21 protein-coding genes are annotated in these 20,692 nt (G+C 68.0%); 11 read left to right on the top strand and 10 right to left on the bottom strand.

What is annotated here, in order from left to right; translation table 11 throughout:
- Window positions 1-2: 2 nt before the first annotated feature.
- Entirely contained in the window at window positions 3-596 is a 594-nt protein-coding gene (locus LC068_RS13050; RefSeq protein WP_226637892.1) for a phage tail protein, read from the bottom strand.
- 325 nt (window positions 597-921) lie between these two features.
- Between LC068_RS13050 and LC068_RS13045 the strand changes: the two genes are divergently transcribed.
- Window positions 922-1,983, top strand: a complete 1,062-nt coding sequence (locus tag LC068_RS13045) for a ribonucleotide-diphosphate reductase subunit beta (RefSeq protein WP_226637891.1) — start codon at window positions 922-924, stop codon at window positions 1,981-1,983.
- Here the strand turns inward: LC068_RS13045 and LC068_RS13040 are convergent.
- From LC068_RS13040 to LC068_RS13020, 5 genes are all read right to left on the bottom strand, one after another.
- Complete coding sequence (locus LC068_RS13040) at window positions 1,980-2,744, bottom strand: hypothetical protein (RefSeq protein ID WP_226637889.1); 765 nt, start codon at window positions 2,742-2,744, stop codon at window positions 1,980-1,982. The genes LC068_RS13045 and LC068_RS13040 overlap by 4 nt on opposite strands.
- Before the next feature lie 86 nt (window positions 2,745-2,830).
- Window positions 2,831-3,991, bottom strand: coding sequence for a serine hydrolase domain-containing protein (locus LC068_RS13035; protein WP_226637886.1), 1,161 nt, complete (start codon window positions 3,989-3,991; stop codon window positions 2,831-2,833).
- A 4-nt stretch (window positions 3,992-3,995) separates the two neighbouring features.
- Window positions 3,996-4,622 carry a hypothetical protein gene (locus LC068_RS13030; protein WP_226637884.1) on the bottom strand — a complete coding sequence of 209 codons (627 nt, stop codon included), beginning with the start codon at window positions 4,620-4,622 and terminating at the stop codon, window positions 3,996-3,998.
- Window positions 4,623-4,836: 214 nt separating this feature from the next.
- Window positions 4,837-5,598, bottom strand: a complete 762-nt coding sequence (locus tag LC068_RS13025) for a molybdopterin-binding protein (RefSeq protein WP_226637882.1) — start codon at window positions 5,596-5,598, stop codon at window positions 4,837-4,839.
- Complete coding sequence (locus LC068_RS13020) at window positions 5,579-6,340, bottom strand: cytochrome b/b6 domain-containing protein (protein ID WP_226637880.1); 762 nt, start codon at window positions 6,338-6,340, stop codon at window positions 5,579-5,581. Before LC068_RS13020 ends, LC068_RS13025 begins: the two co-directional genes overlap by 20 nt.
- 97 nt (window positions 6,341-6,437) lie before the next feature.
- Here LC068_RS13020 and LC068_RS13015 point away from each other — a divergent pair, with 97 nt between their 5' ends.
- Window positions 6,438-7,064, top strand: a complete 627-nt coding sequence (locus LC068_RS13015; RefSeq protein ID WP_226637878.1) for a glutathione S-transferase family protein — start codon at window positions 6,438-6,440, stop codon at window positions 7,062-7,064.
- A 59-nt stretch (window positions 7,065-7,123) separates the two neighbouring features.
- On the opposite strand, the gene LC068_RS13010 is transcribed toward LC068_RS13015, so the two are convergent.
- Window positions 7,124-7,708 (bottom strand): hypothetical protein, encoded by a 585-nt coding sequence (locus LC068_RS13010; protein WP_226637875.1) that lies wholly within the window; start codon window positions 7,706-7,708, stop codon window positions 7,124-7,126.
- Window positions 7,709-7,862: 154 nt separating this feature from the next.
- Between LC068_RS13010 and LC068_RS13005 the strand changes: the two genes are divergently transcribed.
- From LC068_RS13005 to LC068_RS12980, 6 genes are all read left to right on the top strand, one after another.
- Entirely contained in the window at window positions 7,863-10,754 is a 2,892-nt protein-coding gene (locus LC068_RS13005; protein ID WP_226637873.1) for an ATP-dependent DNA helicase, read from the top strand.
- Entirely contained in the window at window positions 10,751-11,815 is a 1,065-nt protein-coding gene (locus LC068_RS13000; RefSeq protein ID WP_226637871.1) for a DUF2125 domain-containing protein, read from the top strand. Before LC068_RS13005 ends, LC068_RS13000 begins: the two co-directional genes overlap by 4 nt.
- Window positions 11,815-12,462 (top strand): hypothetical protein, encoded by a 648-nt coding sequence (locus LC068_RS12995; protein WP_226637870.1) that lies wholly within the window; start codon window positions 11,815-11,817, stop codon window positions 12,460-12,462. Before LC068_RS13000 ends, LC068_RS12995 begins: the two co-directional genes overlap by 1 nt.
- A gap of 22 nt (window positions 12,463-12,484) precedes the next feature.
- Entirely contained in the window at window positions 12,485-13,591 is a 1,107-nt protein-coding gene (gene hisC, locus LC068_RS12990) for a histidinol-phosphate transaminase (protein ID WP_226637869.1), read from the top strand.
- A 98-nt stretch (window positions 13,592-13,689) separates the two neighbouring features.
- Window positions 13,690-14,172, top strand: a complete 483-nt coding sequence (locus LC068_RS12985; protein ID WP_226637868.1) for a surface-adhesin E family protein — start codon at window positions 13,690-13,692, stop codon at window positions 14,170-14,172.
- A gap of 152 nt (window positions 14,173-14,324) precedes the next feature.
- On the top strand, window positions 14,325-14,873 hold the full coding sequence (locus LC068_RS12980) for a hypothetical protein (protein ID WP_226637865.1): 549 nt from the start codon (window positions 14,325-14,327) through the stop codon (window positions 14,871-14,873).
- Window positions 14,874-14,876: 3 nt separating this feature from the next.
- On the opposite strand, the gene LC068_RS12975 is transcribed toward LC068_RS12980, so the two are convergent.
- The 3 genes from LC068_RS12975 to LC068_RS12965 all read right to left on the bottom strand — a co-directional run bounded on the left by LC068_RS12975 (window position 14,877) and on the right by LC068_RS12965 (window position 19,485).
- Window positions 14,877-15,704, bottom strand: a complete 828-nt coding sequence (locus tag LC068_RS12975; protein WP_226637862.1) for a TIGR02186 family protein — start codon at window positions 15,702-15,704, stop codon at window positions 14,877-14,879.
- Window positions 15,701-16,627 (bottom strand): sulfite exporter TauE/SafE family protein, encoded by a 927-nt coding sequence (locus LC068_RS12970; protein WP_226637859.1) that lies wholly within the window; start codon window positions 16,625-16,627, stop codon window positions 15,701-15,703. The genes LC068_RS12975 and LC068_RS12970 overlap by 4 nt, the downstream gene beginning before the upstream one ends.
- A gap of 134 nt (window positions 16,628-16,761) precedes the next feature.
- Window positions 16,762-19,485: a tetratricopeptide repeat protein gene (locus LC068_RS12965; protein ID WP_226637857.1), complete on the bottom strand. Its 2,724-nt coding sequence runs from the start codon at window positions 19,483-19,485 to the stop codon at window positions 16,762-16,764.
- A 235-nt stretch (window positions 19,486-19,720) separates the two neighbouring features.
- Here LC068_RS12965 and LC068_RS12960 point away from each other — a divergent pair, with 235 nt between their 5' ends.
- The 3 genes from LC068_RS12960 (at window position 19,721) to LC068_RS12950 (ending at window position 20,692) form a co-directional block, all read left to right on the top strand.
- Window positions 19,721-19,912, top strand: a complete 192-nt coding sequence (locus LC068_RS12960) for a hypothetical protein (protein WP_209120500.1) — start codon at window positions 19,721-19,723, stop codon at window positions 19,910-19,912.
- A 61-nt stretch (window positions 19,913-19,973) separates the two neighbouring features.
- Window positions 19,974-20,474, top strand: a complete 501-nt coding sequence (locus tag LC068_RS12955; protein ID WP_226637854.1) for a pyridoxamine 5'-phosphate oxidase family protein — start codon at window positions 19,974-19,976, stop codon at window positions 20,472-20,474.
- Window positions 20,475-20,485: 11 nt separating this feature from the next.
- Window positions 20,486-20,692 carry a hypothetical protein gene (locus LC068_RS12950; protein ID WP_226637852.1) on the top strand — a complete coding sequence of 69 codons (207 nt, stop codon included), beginning with the start codon at window positions 20,486-20,488 and terminating at the stop codon, window positions 20,690-20,692.

Genomic DNA, 20,692 nt, shown 5'->3' with positions numbered 1-20,692 from the left:
GTTCAGGGCCGCGAGGGGAAAATGCCGACGGTGGCAATGCACCAATTCATCGCCAGGATCGGGCTCTGGACGTTGATCGGCTGGCTGCCGCCCGTATGCGACAGGATCTGCGCATTCATCGGCACACTCGGGGTCGTTCCCGAACTCGAATAGATCGGCTGAGCGGGCGGAAAGGTGGCGAGACTGCCGCCTGACGGGTTGCCGGTAGAGGGGCCCTGGGAAGAGGCCACGATCAGGTGATTGTGGGCCGGCATCTGGTTGACCGTCAGGGTGACCGTAGAACTGCCTGTCGCCAGGCCGATCGGCATGTTGGTGCTGTAGCTGACTGGCGCACGGCCCTGTAGATCCGGAAGGGCGAAGTTTGTCTGTCCATTGCCGCCATAGGTCGTGCCGAGCAGTGAGAACAGTGCTGCGTTCTGCGAGATGGGAAGCAGGGCGCCATTGGCCTTGGCCCAGCCGCGCGGACACCAGTCGGTGCCGAACAGCGTCAACTGCCCGAGGATGGGTTCGGCCTGAGCCAGCGCCGGCGCACTTGCCACAGCGTTCAGACCCATGGCCACGGTGGCGCCAAGCGCCAGCAACTTCAGTTTTTTCATAAATTTAGCCTCCCTGTGCGGACATGATGTCCATGGCGCAGGGAGAGCGGCGCAATACCGGTCGCACGTTTCCCCCCACAGGCGAACTATAACGTTGGTTGGCGATATTTCTAGCCACGATAGGCGAAGGCGCCGACGCCTCGCCCAAAAGGCGAAGATCGGGATGAGCATTCCATCCCCAGCCGGGGGCCCTGTTAACCACAAGATTTGGGGTCTGCGGCGATCACAATCACAATATCCGCCCCTGAACCCTCTTGGCAGGGCGCGTGAGGCCGCGCATTCTGCGGCCTCATCCTTCCGCCTGCCTCCAGTGCACGAGACGCGCATGAACGCCCACAGCCCGATCACGCCCGCCCGCTCCGCCGACGACCTGCCCGGCCTGCTGACACCCTCGGCCGCCTACAAGCCGTTCCGCTACCCGTGGGCCTTCGACATGTGGAAGAAGCAGCAGCAGGTCCACTGGATGCCCGAAGAGGTGCCGCTGGGCGAGGACTGCAAGGACTGGGCGGCCAATCTGAACAGCGCCGAGCGCAACCTGCTGACCCAGATCTTCCGCTTCTTCACCCAGGCGGACATCGAGGTGCAGGACAATTACATGGAGAAATACGGTCGGGTGTTCAAACCGACCGAGGTCAAGATGATGCTGGCCAGCTTCGCCAATATGGAGACCATCCATATTGCGGCCTACGCCCTGCTGCTCGAGACCATCGGCATGCCCGAGAGCGAGTTCGGCGCCTTCATGGAGTATGAGGCCATGCGGGACAAGCACGACTATATGGGCCAGTTCGGGGTCGAGACCGATGCCGACGTTGCCCGGACGCTCGCCATGTTCGGCGGCTTCTCGGAAGGGCTTCAGCTGTTCGCCAGCTTCGCCATGCTGATGAACTTCCCCCGTCAGAACAAGATGAAGGGCATGGGCCAGATCGTCAGCTGGTCGGTGCGCGACGAGAGCCTCCACTGCGAAGGCATCATCAAGCTGTACCACGCCTTCAACAAGGAAACCGGCGCAGTGACCAAGGCTGTGGCCGACGACATCGTGCAGTGCTGCGAGACGGTCGTGAACATGGAAGACAAGTTCATCGACCTGGCCTTCGAAATGGGCCCGGTGAACGGCATGACGCCCGAGGACATCAAGGCCTACATCCGCTTCATCGCTGACTGGCGCCTGCGCCAGCTGCAGCTGCCCGAACTGTACGGCGGCCAGCGTGAAAACCCCCTGCCGTGGCTGCAGTCCCTGCTGTCGGGTGTCGAGCACGCCAACTTCTTCGAGGCCCGCGCCACCGAATATTCCAAGGCCGCGACCCGCGGGTCCTGGCACGGGGCCGACGGCGTCTGGGACAGCTTCGACCTGATGGTCAAGCGCCGCAAGGAAACGGTCGAGGACTAGCTTCCCGGCCGTGTCGCCGCGCAGGAATAGGCCGCGCAATATTCGGTGCGGATCCGCTCGGCGATACGGGCATTGGCCGCGAACAGCTCGGGGCTGACCGTCTCCATCTCATAGGTGGACGCCCCGCCAAATCCGCCCCGGCGGAAGGCGCGCCTTTCCTCGGGGGTCATGGCCTGGACCAGGGCGCGGGCCATAGCGTCATTGCGCGCATCCCCTTCTGCAGTGAAGGCCCGATCCAGCATGTCCGCCACAGGTTGATAGCGGTCGATAGCCACGCTCCGGTGGGCATTCCCCCGCTCACCGTAGCGATCCACCATCGCCAACTGGGCCGCCACGATCCGGCGGGCCGAGCGCAATTCGTCGTCCGTTACCGGATCGCCGGTCCAGGCGGGCGGCGCGGACGGCGGGGCGAAATGGATGACGAAGTCGATCTCGCCCGGCGCGATCTTGCCGTCGATCGTCTGCGGCTCGACCAGATATTCGGCCAGAAGGAAGGGAATCGCCTTGTCGAAATTCAGGCCCTCGGGCGCGACGCCGCGCTTGCGACAGCGTTCCAGCGTGCCCGCCGTCGTGTAGCCACAGCGCATCCAGACCTTGCCCTCGATCCCGGCGATCCGGGCAAAGGTCGGATAGGCGGCCCGCATCTTTTCGGCATCCGGAATCTGGACCATTTTCGCCGGCGTGATGTCCGGGCCCATCTTGCACCCCGTCAGGGCCAGCACCCCTGCAAGCACCACAAGGCGCAGTCCGATCTTACGCATGTCCCGATCTCCCCCTCGCGATCCCCCGATCGCACGACGCATCTAGAGGGGAATTTCGCTCGGCTTGCAACGGCTTGCCCGCGAGGTCAGCGACGTCCCCGCGTGCGCAGCAGGGCATTGGCCGCTGCCTCGGCCGACCCCGGTCCCGTCAGCACCACCGCCGCATAGGCCTGATCCACCGGCGACCAGACCATGGCGGCCTTGACCCCGCTCGCGCCCCCGGAATGGCCGACCCAGGTCAGCGGTCGGCCGGGCTCGGGCACCTCATAGAGCATCAGGCCGCGTCCGTAGGCCATCGGCTGATCGAACATGGGCCAGGGCTGGTCGAGCATGCTCCGGACCCGCTCCGTCGGCAGCAGCTGTCCGGTCAGGACTGCCTGCAACAGGCTGACGGCCCCCTCGGGGGTCGCCAGCATGGGCCCGGCGGCCCCCACCCAGGCCGGGTGGACCTCCACCTCGCCCCGGGCGTCGTCCGGGGGTGGCAGGGTCTGCATGTCGGACAGGGCATCGTCCGGCGTCACGAACCGCACGCCGGACAGGCCGGCCCGGTCAACGATCCGACGCGTCAGGATCTGGTCCAGCGGCTGCCCCTCGACCGCCTCCAGTACCGCGCCCAGCAGCCAGTAGTTGGTGTTGGAATAGCGCCACCCCTGACCGGGACAGAACAGGCTGCCCTCGTCGCGCGCCACCGCGACCAGTTCGTCAAGCGTCCGGAAACGGGGATCGGCCCGGACCGACGCCGCCTCATTGGAACTGTAGAGGCCCGAGGTGTGGTCCAGCAGCATGCCGACGGTGATGCGCTCGCCCAGCGGCACCCCCTCGACCCAGCGCGACACCGGGTCGTCGAGCGACATCTGCCCCTCCTCGACCAGCTGCAGCACCGCGACGGCGACCGCCAGCTTGCCGGCGCTGGCCCACCAGAACAGGGGGGCGTCCTCCGCCCCGGTCCGACCCGACCACAGGCCGTCGGCGTCCAGAACGGCGGCCCCCATCGACTGCGCCCCCATGGCGCCCGCGGCGCGCATCAGCACATCATCGAGGGCTTCATCTTCCCGCCCGGTCGCCTCGAAGATCGAGGCAGGCCAGACCTCGGGGGCGGGCGCGGAGCGAGGGGGTGGGCTGAGACGCGTGACGGTGCCCTCACACCGCGGGAGCCGGGGCGCCGCGTCGGTCGCGGTCTGGGCCAGCCCCACCGTGGGCCACAGGGCGACCAGGCCAATGATCAGTCCAGCTCTCGTCCCGGCCATGCGCTCAACACGTGTAGAGGGCGCAATAACGATCGCGCACATACTGTCGGTATTCGATCTCGATGCGGATGACCTGGTCGCCCGCGGCATCCATGAGACGGGCGTCAGGCGGCCGTCCGGGTAACGGTCGCCCTTCGACCATGGCCTGTTGCTGCTCGGGAGTCATGACGCGTGCCAGGCCCAGGGCGAGTGCCTCCTCGGCCTGGGGGTCGAACTGCCGCCTGCCTTCTTCCTGAATCCTTACGACCACCTCTCGACGATCTTCATCCAGGCCATCGACGACGACTTCCAGCGGCATCTGGCTCAACATCCTGCGGGCGACCGGTCGCAGCGCCTCGACCTGCTCGGGGGATGGCTCGGGCCCCGTCCAGCCAACGACGTCGTCCGGTTCGGGCCGGAAGACGAGGCGGAAGTTAATTCGGCTGGCAACCCCGACGCCATCGACCTGCAGCGGAGACGTCCGGATCAATGGCGTCAGCCTGAGCGCGGCAGGGCCAAACCCAAGCCCGTCCGGCGCTGCAGAGATCACCACGCACTCATCCAGCCGGGTATCGACCCGGGCGATACATCTCAGCTGCACCTGCCCCCCGATTTGATGGGCATTCGCGAACTCGGGGTAGACTTCGCTCATCTCCTCTTCTGTGGGCAGTCGGGTATAGGCGGCCGGGACGATCTCACTTGGCCGTCGGGCCACGAGCGGGGGCGGAGACCCGACCACATCCGGCGATCGAGTTGCGCTCGCATTCCGGCCCGGGTCCTGAGTTTGTGCCCGGACGGCGCTCACCGGCATGGCCAGTGCCAGGGCCATCCCCATGGCAAGCAAAACGCGCATCATCGCATTCCCCCTAAATCCCCGCATACCATTCATAGCCGCGGTCTTCCCAATAGCCGCCCTTGCCCCGGCCGATGTGGGCGAAGCTTTCGACGGCCTCGATCCGCTTGATGTACTTGGCCATCTTGTAGCCCAGCTGGCGCTCCAGCCGCAGCCGGATCGGCGCGCCATGCTTGATGGGCAGAATCTCGTCGTTCATCTCGTAGGCGAGGATCGACTGCTCGTGATAGGCCTCGGGAATGTCGATGCTTTCGTAATAGCGGTCGCCCTCCTCGGTCTGATCGAGGGCGTCGAAACAATGGAACACCACATATTTCGCCTCGGGCTTTAGCCGCGCGCGGTCTAGCACGGCCGACAGGCGCGCGCCCTTCCACTTGCCGATCGAGGTCCAGCCCTCGACGCAGTCGTGCTTGGTGATCTGGGTCCGCGAGGGCATGCGCCGGAGGTCCGTCAGCGACAGGGCCAGCGGGGTCTCCACCAGCCCGTCCACGATCAGGCGATAGTCGCGGAATCCATTGGCCTTGAGCGCCACATACTCAGCATCGGCCGGATCGACCGAGCCATTGGCACGGAAGTCCTTCGAGATGTCCTTTTCCTGATACTCGGGCGCCAGGGCATCGCGGGCCAGGGCACGCTGGGTGCGTTTTGACACCTGCTCGGCCTTCTTGACCGTGCACTGGGCCTCGGCATTCCGCACCAGACGGTCACAGCCGGACAGGGCCAGCGCCCCGCCGGCCAGCAACAGGTGACGACGGTCAGGACGGATCGCGGTCATCGGACGTCTCCTCTTCGGTCTCGGGTTCGGGATCGGTGCGGATCACATACCAGCCGGTGATCATGGCCCTGAGATTGTTCACCGGCCCGCTCAGGAACACCAGCAGCACATGCACGACGGCAAAGGTCGTGATGCCCATGGCCGCGATGAAGTGCAGGGTCCGCGCCGACTGTCGCCCGCCCAGGATCGGCAGCAGCTCGGGGATGGCGGCATTCATCGTCGGCGACATGGCCAGCCCCGTGACCAGCATCATCGGCAGCAGGATCAGCAGCACGATCAGATAGGTCAGCTTCTGGATGACATTGTAGGTCCGGGCCGCCTCGCCCTCCGGAAACTTCAGCCGCGCATGCTCCACGACACTGTCGGGCAGATGCGCCAGCTCGGCCCGGCTGGGCTCCAGCATCCGCGCCAGCCGCCCGGAGAAGAGAATGTACAACAGGTAGATCATGCCGTTGGCAACGAAGATCCAGGCAAAAAAGAAGTGCCAGTTCCGCCCGGTCGCCAGATCGCGATAGCCGGGCAGGGTCAGCCAGCCGGGGATGGAGCCAAAGCTCAGCCAGGGATCGTCAAAGGTCGAGGCCAGGCCCCAGTACAGATGCGGATGCGCCCGCAGGATCTGCAGCCCCGTCATCAACAGGAAGACCAGACAGATGACGTTCACCCAGTGGGTCACGCGCACCGGCAAGGGGTGACGCCAGATTTCAAGGCGACCGAGCGCCAGCGGCCTGTCAGGGCGAGTCATGAGCCGACTATCCCCGACTTTGCCGTATTGCGAAACCACGGTTGCGTGACGCGCGCCACAATCCCGGACTAGGCTGTCGAAAACCCGGGAGGACGCCATGGCCGACGAGATCGTTTTCTATACCAACCCCATGTCGCGGGCCCGCATCGTGCGCTGGATGCTGGAGGAGGTCGGCCGCCCCTACCGTGCCGAGGTGCTGGACTACGGCACCACCATGAAGGCACCCGGGTATCTGGCGATCAATCCCATGGGCAAGGTCCCGGCCATCGTCTGCGACGGCGAGGTGGTCACCGAATGTGCCGCCATCTGCACCTTCCTCGCCGACCGCTTCCCCGAGGCCGGCCTGGCGCCGGGCCCGCAGGAGGCCGGACGCGGCACATATCTGCGGTGGATGTTCTTTGCCGCCGGCCCGCTCGAGGCCGCCGTGACCGCCAATTCGCTCGGCCTGCTGCCGCCCGAGGACAAGGCCCGCATGGTAGGCTACGGCAGCTATGACGCCATGGTCGATGCGCTGGAAACCGCCGTCTCGGGTCCCGGCCCGTGGATCCTCGGCGACCGGTTCAGCGCCGCCGACGTCTATGTCGGGGCCCAGATCAACTGGGGCCTGATGTTCAAGTCCCTGCCCGAGCGCGCCGCCTTCATTCCCTACGCCGAACGCCTCCGCGCCCGCCCCGCCTACATCCGCGCCAGCGAGATCGACGACGCCCTGATTCCGAAGGGGTGAGGTCAGGGATCGCCTAAGGTCTTAGTCTAAGAGAATCCCGATCAATGCCATCGGGTCGCCTAGTTCATCCATGGCACCATTGGATAAGCCGCTCTGAAGCCATCTGCCATCTCTTCGGGAACCATCAATACGGTGTTGAAAATTCGGCAAGACTGAAAGTTACACCTAGAGAAAAACACCTTGTTGGGCACTGATGTAGCCCTCGTGCCGTCAAACGAAACGGCCTCGACGTTGCCGAAAAGTACAATGTCGACAGTACTGCCAGACAAAATCATCGGGGCAGGACCTATGAGATCGCATCCTATAAATGTCTTCTGGTAGACGGTTGCTCCGGCTGGCGTGAGTAGGTCATCCAAGCGGATGGTTTGGTTGGTGTAAACTGCATCAAGCGGGTTGATAGGAGAGCCTTGGCGCGTTCGCTCCAATAGCTGTGCTGTAGCTCGACGGTGGATATCCCACGCCCCGATCGCGCTCCCCAGCTTCAAAAGCAGATAAAGTCCGATTGCGGTACCCAAACCGAGACATGCCCATTCAAAGGGCGTCCAACCGGCGAATATCGCTGCGAATGAACTAGTTAAGGCGGCGCCACCCGTGGCGAGCAAAACGTACAAGGCGGCAACTTTGTCGTAGGTCCACTGTCCCACGGACACCCACGAGTCAAACTTCCCGATTCGATTCTCGTCCCGAGCCATACCGTAGATATACCACTCGGCGATCTCCTCGGGGACCGTATATCAAAGATGCACGACAGTCCCCGTTCCCGTTCCGTTTCGGCGCGGGCACGGGTAAGGGAGGGGCGTGTCTCCCGTTGCTGTTCCTGAATCATCGCTGGTCCTCGACCTGCCGCCTGCGCTGGCGACGCCGCCGGGTGCAGGGGCGGTGGCGGATGCCGAGGGCGCGCGGGCCATCGGGCGGGGGGCGGCCGAGGGGCTGTTCTGTGGCCCCGCGCCGGTGCTGGTCGCCCATGCGGGGCTGACGGCGCGGCGGCTGGGGCTGGAGGCGCCGCCCCGGGCCGCGCACCTGCTGGATGTGCTGGAGCTGTTCGTTTTCGTCAGGCCCGCGCGCTTTTGTGCGCCGACGCCGACCGGCCTCGCCATCGCCCTCGGCCTCGAGGAGCCCATCGGCGCGGTGGCCCAGGCCACGGCCCTGCGCACGGTTGCCGGGCGCCTGCTGGGCGAGCTGTCGGCGGCGGACTATCCGGACCTTGAGGCCGCCCTGACCCTCAATGGCACCCTTTCCCGCGCGGGCTGGAGCTGGGGCGAGCGCGTCGATCAGGCCCTGCGTGCCGGGCTGGTGGCGGCAGGGCGCAACCCGCGCGACCGGCGTGAGCCGGGCACCGGCCTCGATGTCTGGAACCGCCTGTCGGAATGGGAGGAGGTCGCACCGCGCGGCGAGGCGGGCTCGCACCCGGTCGACAGCGAAAGCGCCCGCATCCGGCTGGACCATATGCTCAAGGGGCTGGGTCTGGACGAGGCGCGCCCCACCCAGTCCGACTATGCCGCCGAGGCGGCCTTTGCCTTTTCCCCGCGCGACCAGAAGGACCAGCCGCGCGCCCTGCTGGCCGAGGCGGGCACAGGGACCGGCAAGACCCTGGGCTATCTGGCGCCCGCCGGTCTGTGGGCCGAGCGCAATCACGGCACCGTCTGGGTCTCGACCTATACCCGCGCCCTGCAGCGCCAGATCGCCCGCGAGGGTCTGGCCCTGCCCGACCATCCCGGCCAGACCCGGCGGCGGGTGGTGGTCCGGAAGGGGCGCGAAAACTACCTCTGTCTGCTGAACCTGCAGGAGATGGTGCAGCAGGCCCAGCTGGGCGCGGGCGATGTGATCGGTCTGGGACTGGTCGCGCGCTGGGCCGGGGCCTGTGCCGACGGCGACATGACGGGCGGCGACTTTCCGGCCTGGCTGCCCGGCCTCTATGCCGCCCCTGCCGCGCACCAGCCCTGGCCCGCCAATCTGGTCGACCGGCGCGGCGAATGCATCCACGCCGCCTGTGCCCACTATCGCCGCTGCTTCGTCGAAAAGACGGTGCGGGCCGCCCGCCACGCGGATGTGGTGATCGCCAACCACGCGCTGGTCATGGTGCAGGCCGCCTTCGACGGCGCGCGCGCCGCCCGTCCTGCCGCCGCCGGCGACACCGAGACCGCTGCCCTCAAGCGGATCGTGTTCGACGAGGGCCACCATCTGTTCGAGGCCGCTGACAGCGCCTTTTCCGCCAGCCTGTCTGGACAGGAGGCGGCCGAGCTGCGCCGCTGGATCCGGGGTCCGGAAACCCGCGCGCGCCGGGGGCGGGGGCTGGAACAGCGGCTGGGCGATCTGATCGGCGACGACGGCCCGGCCCGCAAGGCGCTGGGCGACGTACTGGCCGCCGCCAGCCGTCTGCCGGGCGAAGGCGTCCAGACGCGCATCCTGAGGGGCGCGGACGCGGGCGGCCCCAGCGGTCCGGTCGAACAATTCCTCGCCATCGCGCTGGAGCAGCTGCGCGCCCGGGCCGATCCCCGGGGCGGCGCCGAGGAGCAAGGCATGGAATGCGCCGCCCGCCCGGCCATTCCCGAACTCGCCGCCGCAGCCGCAAAGGCCGCCGAGGCCCTGGCCGCGGTCGAGGCGCCGCTGCTGGCCCTGTCGCGCCATCTCGAGGATGTGCTGGACGAGGAGGCCGAGACCCTGGACGGCGGCGCCCGGGCGCGGATCGAGGGGGCGCTCCGCGGTCTGGACCGGCGCGCGCGCATGACCCTGCCCTCGTGGCGGGCCATGCTGACCGACCTGGCCTCGGGCGATACGGCGGGCGATCCGGAGTTCGTCGACTGGTTGGCGGCCGAGAGCGCCTTTGGCCGGCTGTCCGATGTCTCCCTGCGCCGTCACTGGGTCGACCCGACCCAGCCGCTGGAGGCCACCGTGATCCGCCCGTCGCACGGGGTGCTGGTGACCTCGGCCACCCTGACCGATCCGGACTTTGGCGAGGACCCTTTCCATCTGGCGCGGCTGCGCTCGGCCACGGGGCGGCTGGACATGCCGGCCCGCACGCTCAAGGTCGAGAGCCCCTTCGACTATGCCGCCCAGTCCAAGGTGATTGTGGTCACCGATGTGCCGCGCGACGATCCACGCCGCACGGCCGCCGCCATGCGCGCCCTGTTCCTCGCCTCGGGCGGCGGGGCCCTGGGCCTGTTCACCGCCATCCGCCGGCTGAAGGCCGTCTATGGACTGCTGGGACCGGAACTGGGCCGTGCGGGCCTGCCTCTCTATGCCCAGCACATCGATCCGCTGGACGTGGGCGCCCTCGTCGATGTGTTCCGCACCGAGCGGGACAGTTGCCTGCTCGGCACCGACGCCATCCGCGACGGGGTGGATGTGCCCGGTCGATCTCTGCGCCTGCTGGTGTTCGACCGGGTGCCCTGGCCCCGGCCCGACCTGCTGCACCGGGCCCGGCGGGAACGGTTCGCAAAGGTCGACGGTTCTGGCGGGGGACGCATCTATGACGATGCCCTGGCGCGGGGGCGCATGGCCCAGGCGTTCGGACGACTGATCCGGCGGGCCGATGACAAGGGAGTGTTCGTCATGCTCGACGCCGCCTGCCCCACCCGCCTTTTCGGCGGACTGCCCCCCGGTGTAGAGGTTGAGCGCATGGAACTGGCCGAAGCGGTCGCCACCCTTTCGCGGTTCCTCGGACCAGACGAACACGGAACGCCCGCATGACCGCCGACACCCCTGCCCGGTCGCACAGCCGACTGGGTCTCTATCTGCCGCTGCTCATCGCGCTGGGCCTGCTGGTCGCCTGGACCGGCTGGTGGTTCGTGCTGACCCAGCGCATCGAGCGTGAGGTACTGGCCCGCGCCGAGATGTTGCGTGAATCCGGCTGGGACGTGCGTCACGGCAAGATCGGCATCAGCGGCTGGCCCTTCCGCGCCCGACTGGACATCCGGGACGTCACAGTGGTCGCCCCCTCGGGCCATGGCGCCCGCGCGCCCGAGCTGATCGCCGAGGCCAATGCCTATGCCCCGCTCCACTGGGTGGTGATTGCGACCGACGGCCTGACCGTGCTGCGCGGCGACAAGGGCCGCGTCTTCGTTCGCGCCGACGCCATCCGCATGAGCGCGCGCGACATCTCCGAGACATGGCCGCAGATGGCGGTCGAACTGATCAAGCCGACCTTCCTGGCCGAAAAGGGTGCCGAGCCCTTCCCCATTTCCGCCGCCGAACGCCTGTCGCTGGAAGCCCGCCCTGCCAGCCGCAGACCTGCAGATGCCGCAGCGCCTCAGCCCGCCGCCGACGACCTCGACGTGCTGTTCGAAATGGTCGACGGGCGCGGTCGCCGGGACGGTCCCGTCGACCGCCTGACCGGTCAGGGCCGACTGAGCGTGCGCACCGAGGTCACCCTGGAACGCGCCGGTGCCCTGACCGGCATGGACCGGGGCGGGGTGTTCGACGCCTGGACCGAGGCGGGCGGGCGCTTCTCCAATGTGCGGGTCGAGATGCAGTCGGGCGACAGCCGCGCCCTGCTGACCGGCGGCCCCCTGTCTGCGGACGAGAACGGACGCCTGACCGGCAGCCTGAGCGTCCGGGCCGAGCGCGCGGCGCCCGCACTTGCCGGTCTCGCGACCACCGAAGACAGTATGGTCGACCGGGCCCAGGCCACCGCCGCAGCCGGAGCCGCCGCCGTGGCCGAGCGCGCGCCGGTCTCGCTGGTGCTGGAATTCCGCGACGGCCGCACCTGGCTGGGCCCCTTCACCCTGGCGCCCGCGCCGCGCCTGTTCTGATGGAGCCGGCCTCCCTCACCCGTCTGATCGAGGCCCTGACCGAACAGGCGCCGCTGTCCCGCGACGGCGAGACACTGGCCGACCTGCGTCGCACCTTCGCGGCCCTGCCCCCGACCCGACGCGCCGCCCTGCACGCCGTGCTCGGGCGGCTGGAGGGTGAGGCGCGCGGTCCGCTGCATGTCCATGGCGGGCTCTCGGCCCTGCTGGCCGCCGACCGGTTCGGCCTCGGCTTCCAGAGGCTGGACAAGGCCGAGGACGGGCTGAAGCAGGCCGCCGCCGGAGCCCGGGTGCTGATGGACCTGTCCGGGGTCACGGCCTGGTGGGGTCGGCTGCTGGTCATGCCCGATGTCCGCGTCGTCGGCGCCCTGCCCGACAGTTCGGCCCTCATGCCCCAGTCGCTGATGATCGCGCGAGGTCAGCCCGAGCCGACCGGCGACGACCGCACCTTCTGGGTCACCGATTCCGCCCTGCCTGCCCCGCGTCTGGTCGAGGCGCTCGGCCTCAACGGTCTGGCCGCGGCGCCCCTCATCGCGACCGGCGGCTTGAAGCTGATGATGATCGCGGGCTATGTGCAGGCCGACGACGGGCGGCTGGCTGGCCTGCCCGGCACCCTGACTGGCGTGATCGGCGCCGCCCCCCTCTTTTGAGATTCCCTTCCGCGAGGACTTCATGACCGACGCCCAGGACCCCGCCCGGACGCCCGCGCCCAAGCCCGGCATTCTGGACATCGCCCCCTATGTCGGCGGCAAATCGAAGATCGACGGCGTGGCCGAGCCGATGAAGCTGTCGTCCAACGAGAATATGCTGGGGGCCGGAGAGAAGGCGCGCGAGGCCTATGTCAATGCGGTCAGCGGCATCCACATCTATCCCGACGGCCGGGCGGCTAAACTGCGTTCGGCCGTGGCCGACAAGATGGGTCTTGAGCCCGAGCGGCTGATCTTCGGCAATGGTTCGGACGAGGTCTTCGCGCTTCTGAACCAGACCTATCTGACGCCCGGCGACAACATCGTCTCGGGCCAGTACGGCTTCCTCGCCTACCGGATCTCGGCAAAGGCGAACCAGGCCGAGGTCAAGCTGGCGCCCGAGCCCGACTTCAAGGCCACGCCCGAGGCCCTGCTGGCCCAGGTCGATGAGCGCACCCGCATCGTCTATGTCTCCAGCCCGTCCAACCCGACCGGCAGCTACAACACCGCCGAGGAAATCCGCCAGCTGCACGCGGGCCTGCCCTCGGACGTCATTCTGGTCGTGGACGAGGCCTATGCCGAATACGTCACCGAGTCCGACTGGCAGACCAGTTTCGACCTGGCCCGCGACAGCGAGAACATCGTCGTCACCCGCACCTTCTCCAAGATTCACGGCCTCGGCGGCCTGCGCATCGGCTACGGCTATGCGCCGCTGAAGGTGGCCGAGGCGGTCGACCGCATCCGCCTGCCCTTCAATGTCTCGGTTGCAGGGATCGAGGCGGCCGTCGCAGCCCTGGGCGATGAGGCCCACCAGCAGGCCTCGCGCGAACTGATCCATACCTGGCGTCCGCGCCTGACCCAGGCCATTCGCGGCTTTGGCTTCGAGGTCCTGCCCAGCGCCGGTAATTTCGTCCTTGTCCGCTTCAAGGATGTGGACCAGTGCAGTGCCGCCAATGCCTATCTGAACACGAAGGGCATCATCGTCCGCCCCGTCGGCGGCTATGGCCTGCCCGAGGCGCTCCGCATCACCATCGGCACCGATGACCAGAACCGCGCGGTCATGGACGCGCTCAGCGAGTTTGCCGCGACCTGAAGACGGGACTGACGGAACCTGACCGCTGCCGGTGCGGGTCTGGCCCGCGCCCCCCGGTCTGGCTAGCCTTCCCGGACCGCTTATCCGGAGAGCCTTTCATGCGCCGTTCTGCCTGCCTCAGCCTGATCGCCCTCGGCACCTGCCTCGCCGCCGCCGTCCCGGCCCAGGCCCAGGCCCAGGAGACGCCGCCCCTCGGCGGGCCCTACACCGTGCTGAGCGAAAACAATGAGAGCCTGCTGTTCCTGGCCAACGGCTCGTTCCGCCGGTCCGGCGACATCGCCTATGCGACCTCGCTGATCGCCATCACCGCCGAGCGGATGGCCACGACCGGCAATATCTCGCACATGGCCATGGCCACCGAGGTCAACTGCGCCAACAACACCACGCGCATCACCTATGGCACCGGCTTCTATGCCGACGGCACGGTCGCCGGAAACACCCCGGGCCAGGAGGAATGGGGCCCCGTCGACCCGACCTCGCCGGCCGGCGAGATCCGCGACATCGCCTGCAATGGCGCCGCGCCGCGCGGCCGCGTGCTGGGCAACGACCCCACCGCCATCGCCAACGCCTTCCGGCGGTAGGCGAACGGTCTAAAGGCTACCGTCAGACAGCCCGCTGCTTGAGGGTCGTAGTGACCGAGCGGAGCCTCTGGCCGAGGCGCCGGGTATCTCGAGTTGAACTCGACCGCGCACGTGCCCTAGCATTGGGCGGACGCTTGCAGGGGATTTCCGCCGTGGCCCATCCACTTATTTCCGGCCTTATAGCGAGCGCCACCTGCCTCGGCTGCACCAGCATGGCTATCGCTCAGGAAACGCCCGCTCCGCAGCCGCGCCTGCGTTTTACCCCCCCGCCGGTTGTCATCCCAAACGATGCCCCGGACCGGCGGGTGGTGATTGTCGACGGCCCCTACACCCTGCTGCACGAGGACGAAGCCATGGTTATGTACCTTGCCAATGGCGCATTCCGTCCACACAGGAATAATGACGACATCATTTGGGTAACGGCCATCTGGTCTTACAAGGATGTGGAGGACGGCCTATCGCACATGGCTGTGCGATCTCAGATCAACTGCGCAGACGGCACGACGCTAACAACGACCATTGTCGCGTTTGGGCCCGATGGCTCGTTCCTAGGCAGGTATGAGCCGGGCGATGAATGGCGAACGATTTACCCGGACTCCCCCAGTGCCGAAGCTCAAGCCATAGGCTGCGGCGGGGCCTCCCCTCACGGCCGCGCCTTGCCGGGCACGCCTGTCGATATCGCCAAGTCGTTCCGGCGATAGGGTCTAGTTCCGCCTGAACACCCGTGACGCCGTCCAGCCGGTGAAGGCGGCCAGGATCACGCACAGGATGCCGTAGGTCCACGGCCGGGTCTGGGCGAATTCATAGATGCCCCGTTCAATGCCGACCTTCTCGACGGTCAGTTCCAGCTCGGCGCTCGAGACGGGTTCGCCGTCCTGGAACAGCCAGACCTCGGCCTGGTAGGTGCCGGTCGGGGCGCTGGTCGGCAGGACCACCTCGGCCCGGAACAGACCGTTGTCGACGAAGCGCACGCCCTGCGGATCGGCGGCGTACAGGCCTTCCTTTTCGCGCAGCCGGATCACGGCCCTTCGCCAGTCCAGATAGTCCTCGCCCAGACGGCTGACGACCACGTCACGCACGCCATAGCGCGTCACCGTGCTGCGTTCTTCCGGTGCGGCGATGCGCAGGTGATCCAGCCCCACACCCAGCCGGCGCAGCTGGCCGAAATTGGCGATGTCGCTGAGCGGCCGCGTCGAGGACGTCATGTAGAAGCCCGGCGCCCCCTCGAACAGCACGGGCCGGCTGTTCAGCCACACCCCTGCCGTCTGCGACTTGCGCACCAGTCGCACCGGCGCGTCCGGTCCGCGCACCACCACGACCACATCGGCCGGGGTGTCGGTCGGATTGAACACGGCGCCATAGAGGACGATCGAGGCCCCGGTGAAGCCCGAGTCGACCTGCACCTCCGTATCGGTCAGGGCCGCGGAAACGCGAAGGATCCGGCCGGTCGCGACTGAAGGATCGCGTGCCAGCACCGGGGCGGGCGCCTCGGCCACGAGGGCGGGCGGCGGCGGGGGCAGGTCCTGCATCATCCCTCGGGCACCCCCGGCGCAATGGCGAACAGGTCGCTGGGCCGTACGAACAGCTCCAGCCCCATATAGATGCCGACGCCCAGCACGATCACGCCCAGCATGGCGCGCAGCTCCTCGGCCCGGAACCGGCCCGACAGGCGCGCCCCGAACTGGGCCCCGATCACCCCGCCGAACAGCAGCAGCGAGGACAGTACGATGTCGACCGTCTGGTTGCGGCCGGCCTGCAGCACGGTCGTCATGGCCGTCGTGATGATGATCTGGAACAGGCTGGTGCCGACCACGACCGAGGCCCGCATGCGCAGCACATAGAGCATGACGGGCAGCAGGATGAAGCCGCCGCCCACCCCCATGATGGCCGACAGAATGCCGACCCCGGCCCCCAGCGCCAGCGGCGGAATGGCCGAGATATAGAGGCCCGACTTGGGAAACTTCATCCGCCAGGGCAGGCCGTACAGCCACATCGGGCGGCGGCGCTGCTTGCGCGGGGCAGGCGTGCCCCTGCGACGGCGCAGGATCTGCTCCAGACTTTCCTTCAGCATCAGGGTGCCGATCACGCCGAGGAAGATCAGATAGGCCAGCGCCACCACCAGATCGGCCTGGCCCAGCAGCCGCAGCCAGCGGAACAGCTCCACCCCCACCAGGGCGCCCAGGATGCCACCGCCCGCCATGATGCCGCCCATGCGGAAGTCGACCGCCCCGCGCGAGGAATAGCTGATGACGCCCGAGGTCGAGGAGGCCACGACGTGGCTGGCCTGGCTGGCGACCGCCACGGTCGGCGGGATACCCAGCACCACAAGGATCGGTGCCATCAGGAATCCGCCGCCGATTCCGAACAGGCCGGACACAAAGCCGACCAGCCCGCCCAGCAAAACCAGAACAGGCCAGTTCACCGAAACCTCGGCGATCGGCAGATAGATATCCAAAGGGCGGACCTTCGGCTGGAAGCGGGACCCGGAATCGGCACGTATGCCGCAGGTCCAAGGGCTTAGACCCGCTTATCCGCCATGGCCAGTGCGCGAAGGTGACAGACGGTAACGAACCGCCCGCAGCCTTCGGATCAGCCAGCGTCGGCGCCGGTACCGGGCAGGATCTGACGGGCGCGGGCCTCGGCGGCCTCGCGCTGCTCGGGGGTCAGCCGGGCGCCCAGACGGTTGACCGAGGCCGTCGCCGGTTCATCGCCCGAGCGCGCCGCCACCCGGTACCAGGCATAGGCCAGCACCGGATCAACCGGCATGCCGCCTTCGCCGCGCTCGTGGATGACGGCGGCGTTGAACTGGGCATCGATCAGACCGGCCCGCGCTGCGCGCTCGATCCAGTCCAGACCGGTCGGGCGGTCGGGGGTGCCGTCAGCGCCCTCAAACAGGCGCATCCCATAGGCGAACATGCCGCGCGGATAGCCGCCCTCGGCCGAGCGCCGCGTCCAGGTCAGGCTTTCGCCCATGTCGACGGGGGCGCCCGCATCGCCTGTTTCATACAGGCCTGCCAGCATCAGCTGCGCCGGTCCATAGCCCAGCTCGGCCGATTGCGTCAGCAGGTCCAGCCCTTCGGGCTTGTCTTCCTCGATGGCGGTCAGGGCCTGTTCGTACAGGTCCGTCGCCTGCGCCACCGTTTCGGCCGACAGCGGGGCGACGGGCGTCGCCAACGCCACCAGCGGCGTGGTCTCGACCGGATTGCCCGGCTCGGACGACTGCCACGGCAGGGCCTGACCGGTCAGTTCGGTGAAGGCATAGAGGCCGCCCATCAGGGTCACCGCGACGGCCGAGGCGCCCAGCGCCTTCTTCATCGTCGAGCCTTCACGGCTGGCCTGACGGTCCATCCGTTCCTGCAGACGGGACTTGCCGCCCTTCTTCAGGCCGAAGGCCGAGCGGGGGGCTTCCGGTTCGGGTGTGGCCATGGCCGCGCGGGCAGCCTCGACGGCCCCCCGGGTGCTGCTGGACGCGCGTCCGGCGGCGGCGGCGGCCCGCAGGGCCCGCGGGTTCACGAATTCGGTCTCGGCCGAGAACTCGTCATCGTCCGGCGCCGTGGCCGCCAGGGCGTCCGACACATCGGCCCCGCCAAAGTCCGCCGGCGCGGTCAGGGTCGGGGCCGGATTGGCCGCCGCCGGGCTGCCGAACGGGGCCGATGTCGCGCGGGGGGCGGCGAAGGCGGGCGTGTGGGGTTCGGGCTCGACCTCGGGCTCGGGCGTCGCGACAAGCGCAGGGGCCTCGCTGGCCGCAGCCACGCCGCCGGTCGGGAAGGGGTCGGCCGGGCCGTCCATCGGGTCGCTCGACCAGATGGGGTCATCGGCCAGGGCGGCGACGCCAAAGGCGCCCGCGCGCCAGTCGGACGGCTGCGGCTTGGCTTCGGGTTGGGGTTCTGGCTCGGCGACCGGTTCCGGACGGGCCGGCTCGGGCTCGGTGCGACGCGCCATGCTCTCGCGGGCCTCGGCCAGCAGGCGGGCGGTGCGCTCCTCGCTCTGGCGCATCCGCTCGGCCAGCTCGCCCGAGGCGCGGTCATAGCGTTGCTCGATGCGCGAGGAACTGTCGTTCAGCTTCTGGCCGATCTCGTCCAGCGCCTGGCTGGACCGGCGCTCGGACTCGGCGATCCGCTCGCTCAGACGATCCGAGATGCGGCCGATCTCATTGCCCAGCTTTTCGAGCGCCAGGGCATTGCGATCCTCGCTGGCGACCAGACGGCGCTCCATGCCCTGGGTCTTGATCTCCAGATCGCGCTCCAGACGATCCATGCGCGCGGGACCGTCGACCTCGATCTTCTGGACGCGACCGTTCAGGTTCTGGGCGATGCGCAGCACCTCGCGGCCCATGGCCTCGACCGCCTGGGCCGATCCCCGCTCGGCCTGACGCAGCTGGTCGCCCAGCGCCGCCACCGCGCGCTCGACCCGCTCCATGCGGTTTTCCGACTGGGCCGTATCCAGCCGGTGCAACATCTCCGACCGGCTGGCTTCCACCTGACGGGTCAGGGCCTCGGCCAGCTTCTCCAGCTTGCCTTCGTAGCGCTCTGCGGGATCCGGTCCGCGACCGCGCGCCTCGGCCCGCGCCTCGGACAGGCCCATCCGGCGATCCAGCTCCGAGAAGGCCCGCTCCAGCCCGCGCAGGGCTTCGCTGGTCCGCGCCTGGGCGTCGTCCAGACGCCGCCCGACGTGCTCCAGAATCTCGACACCGCGATTGGCCTCGGCGGTCTTCTCGACGGCATCCAGCCGCTGGCGCAGCTCGTGCGTGCCCAGACGCTGGCGTTCCTCGATGTCGTACAGGCGGCTGGACAGGGCGCCGATGGCGGTTTCGGTCTTGGCAAACCCTTCGGCCGTGGTCGGGCCGGTTTCCTGTTCGAAGCGGCGCAGGCGACGGTGGCCTTCGCGCAGCTCCTCGGCGATGTCGTCGATGCGCCGGTTCAGCCCGCCGTCGCGTCCGTCCTGCGCGTCCAGCCTCCGGACCAGACCGGCGACGGCCTGATCGACCCCCTGAATGGCGAGGGTCGAGCGACGCTCGGCTGCCTCCAGCCGTTCGGCCATCATCTCGACCGTGGCCGACAGGCGCTGGACCGGGTCACCCCCGTCCAGACCATAGGCATCGTCCAGACGACGGCTGCGGCTGCGGCGTTCGTAGATGTCTGCAGCGTGGGCGCGACGTTGCAGCGGGACGATACCGTCCTCGTCGTCGCCTTCCATGATCATGGAGTTCAGCCACTCGCCCAGGGTCATGCCCGAGCGACGGGCAAGGTCCTTGGCGACTTCGCGGGCCTTGGGGTCTATCCCCTTCACGCTCCACGGCGCGGCTGCGCTCACTGATTCGCCTCCCGACCTCTAGACATTGACGCTACTGATCCAGATCAGGGGTGTAAACGTGTGGTTAACCCCAAGATATAGCGATGCCGCCATCTTCCTGTGGACATCCAGCGTCGACCGTCCCGCCTCTGGCTGATTTTCTGAACAGACAGGGTTAACGGCTCGTAAAGATTAACCCTCTGGAAAGGTGCGGGATCGCTGCTCCGTCCCCTTTCCGGCGCCCCACGGACCGCCCATGCCGCTGACCCTGACCCTGATTGTCCTCGCCGTCGTGATCGGCTTTGGCCTGTTCAGCGGCTGGCGGGGCGCCCGTCCGCCCGATCCCCGGCGAGGCCCGCGCCTCGTGCCGTGGCGGTTTTTCATGATCGTCGCCATGGCTGTGGCGCTGGCGCTGGCCGTGCATCTGGCGACCCTGTTGCGCGGCTGACCCCGGAACCGGACGGGGACCCGGCCTGTTCTTGGAGGGAACCCCGAAACAGGAGCCCTTCATGGCCGACCACCTCAGCCCCGCCGACGCCGAAACCGAATTCTGGAAACACCTCAAAAAGTCCAACACCGGCATGCTGGGCCTCGACCGGCCGGGCTATCACAGCCAGCCCATGACCGCGTTCCGCGACGAGGAAACGGACACCATCTGGTTCTACACCCGCGACGACACCGACCTCGTGCGTGACGTCGGCACGGGCGCCACCGCCATGTTCACCTACGCCGCCAAGGACCAGCACGTCTTTGCCTGCATCCATGGCACCCTGACCCGCGAGAACGACCGCCAGAAGGTCGACAAATGGTGGAACCCCGTGGTCGCCGCCTGGTACCCGGAGGGCAAGGATGACCCGCATCTGGTCATGCTGAAGTTCGCGCCGGGCGACGGTCGCGTCTGGGTCTCCGACAAGGGCGCCTTTGGTTTCGCCTATGAGGTGCTCAAGGCCAATGTCACCAGGACCACGCCCGACAGCGGCGACGTGGTCGACGTCGATCTGGCGCACTGAGGATCAGACCCATGGATGAGATCCGCGCCCATCTGAAAGCCTTCCGCACCACCGACTGGCTGATCCTCATCGCCGTGGCCCTCGTGGGCGCAGCCGTGCTGGATGGCATCATCGGCCTGATCGTCGGCGCCATCGTCGGCTATCTGGGCATCCTCGCCTGGCACCGAGGCGCCTTCGGCAACCGCAACGGTCGCAAGGGCGACGACCCCCTGCCCTAG

This window comes from Brevundimonas poindexterae (genome assembly GCF_020524625.1).
GTDB classification, from domain to species: Bacteria; Pseudomonadota; Alphaproteobacteria; order Caulobacterales; family Caulobacteraceae; genus Brevundimonas; species Brevundimonas poindexterae_A.
Note: the sequence above shows the minus strand (reverse complement) of the source record. Positions and strands in the feature narration are given on the sequence as shown.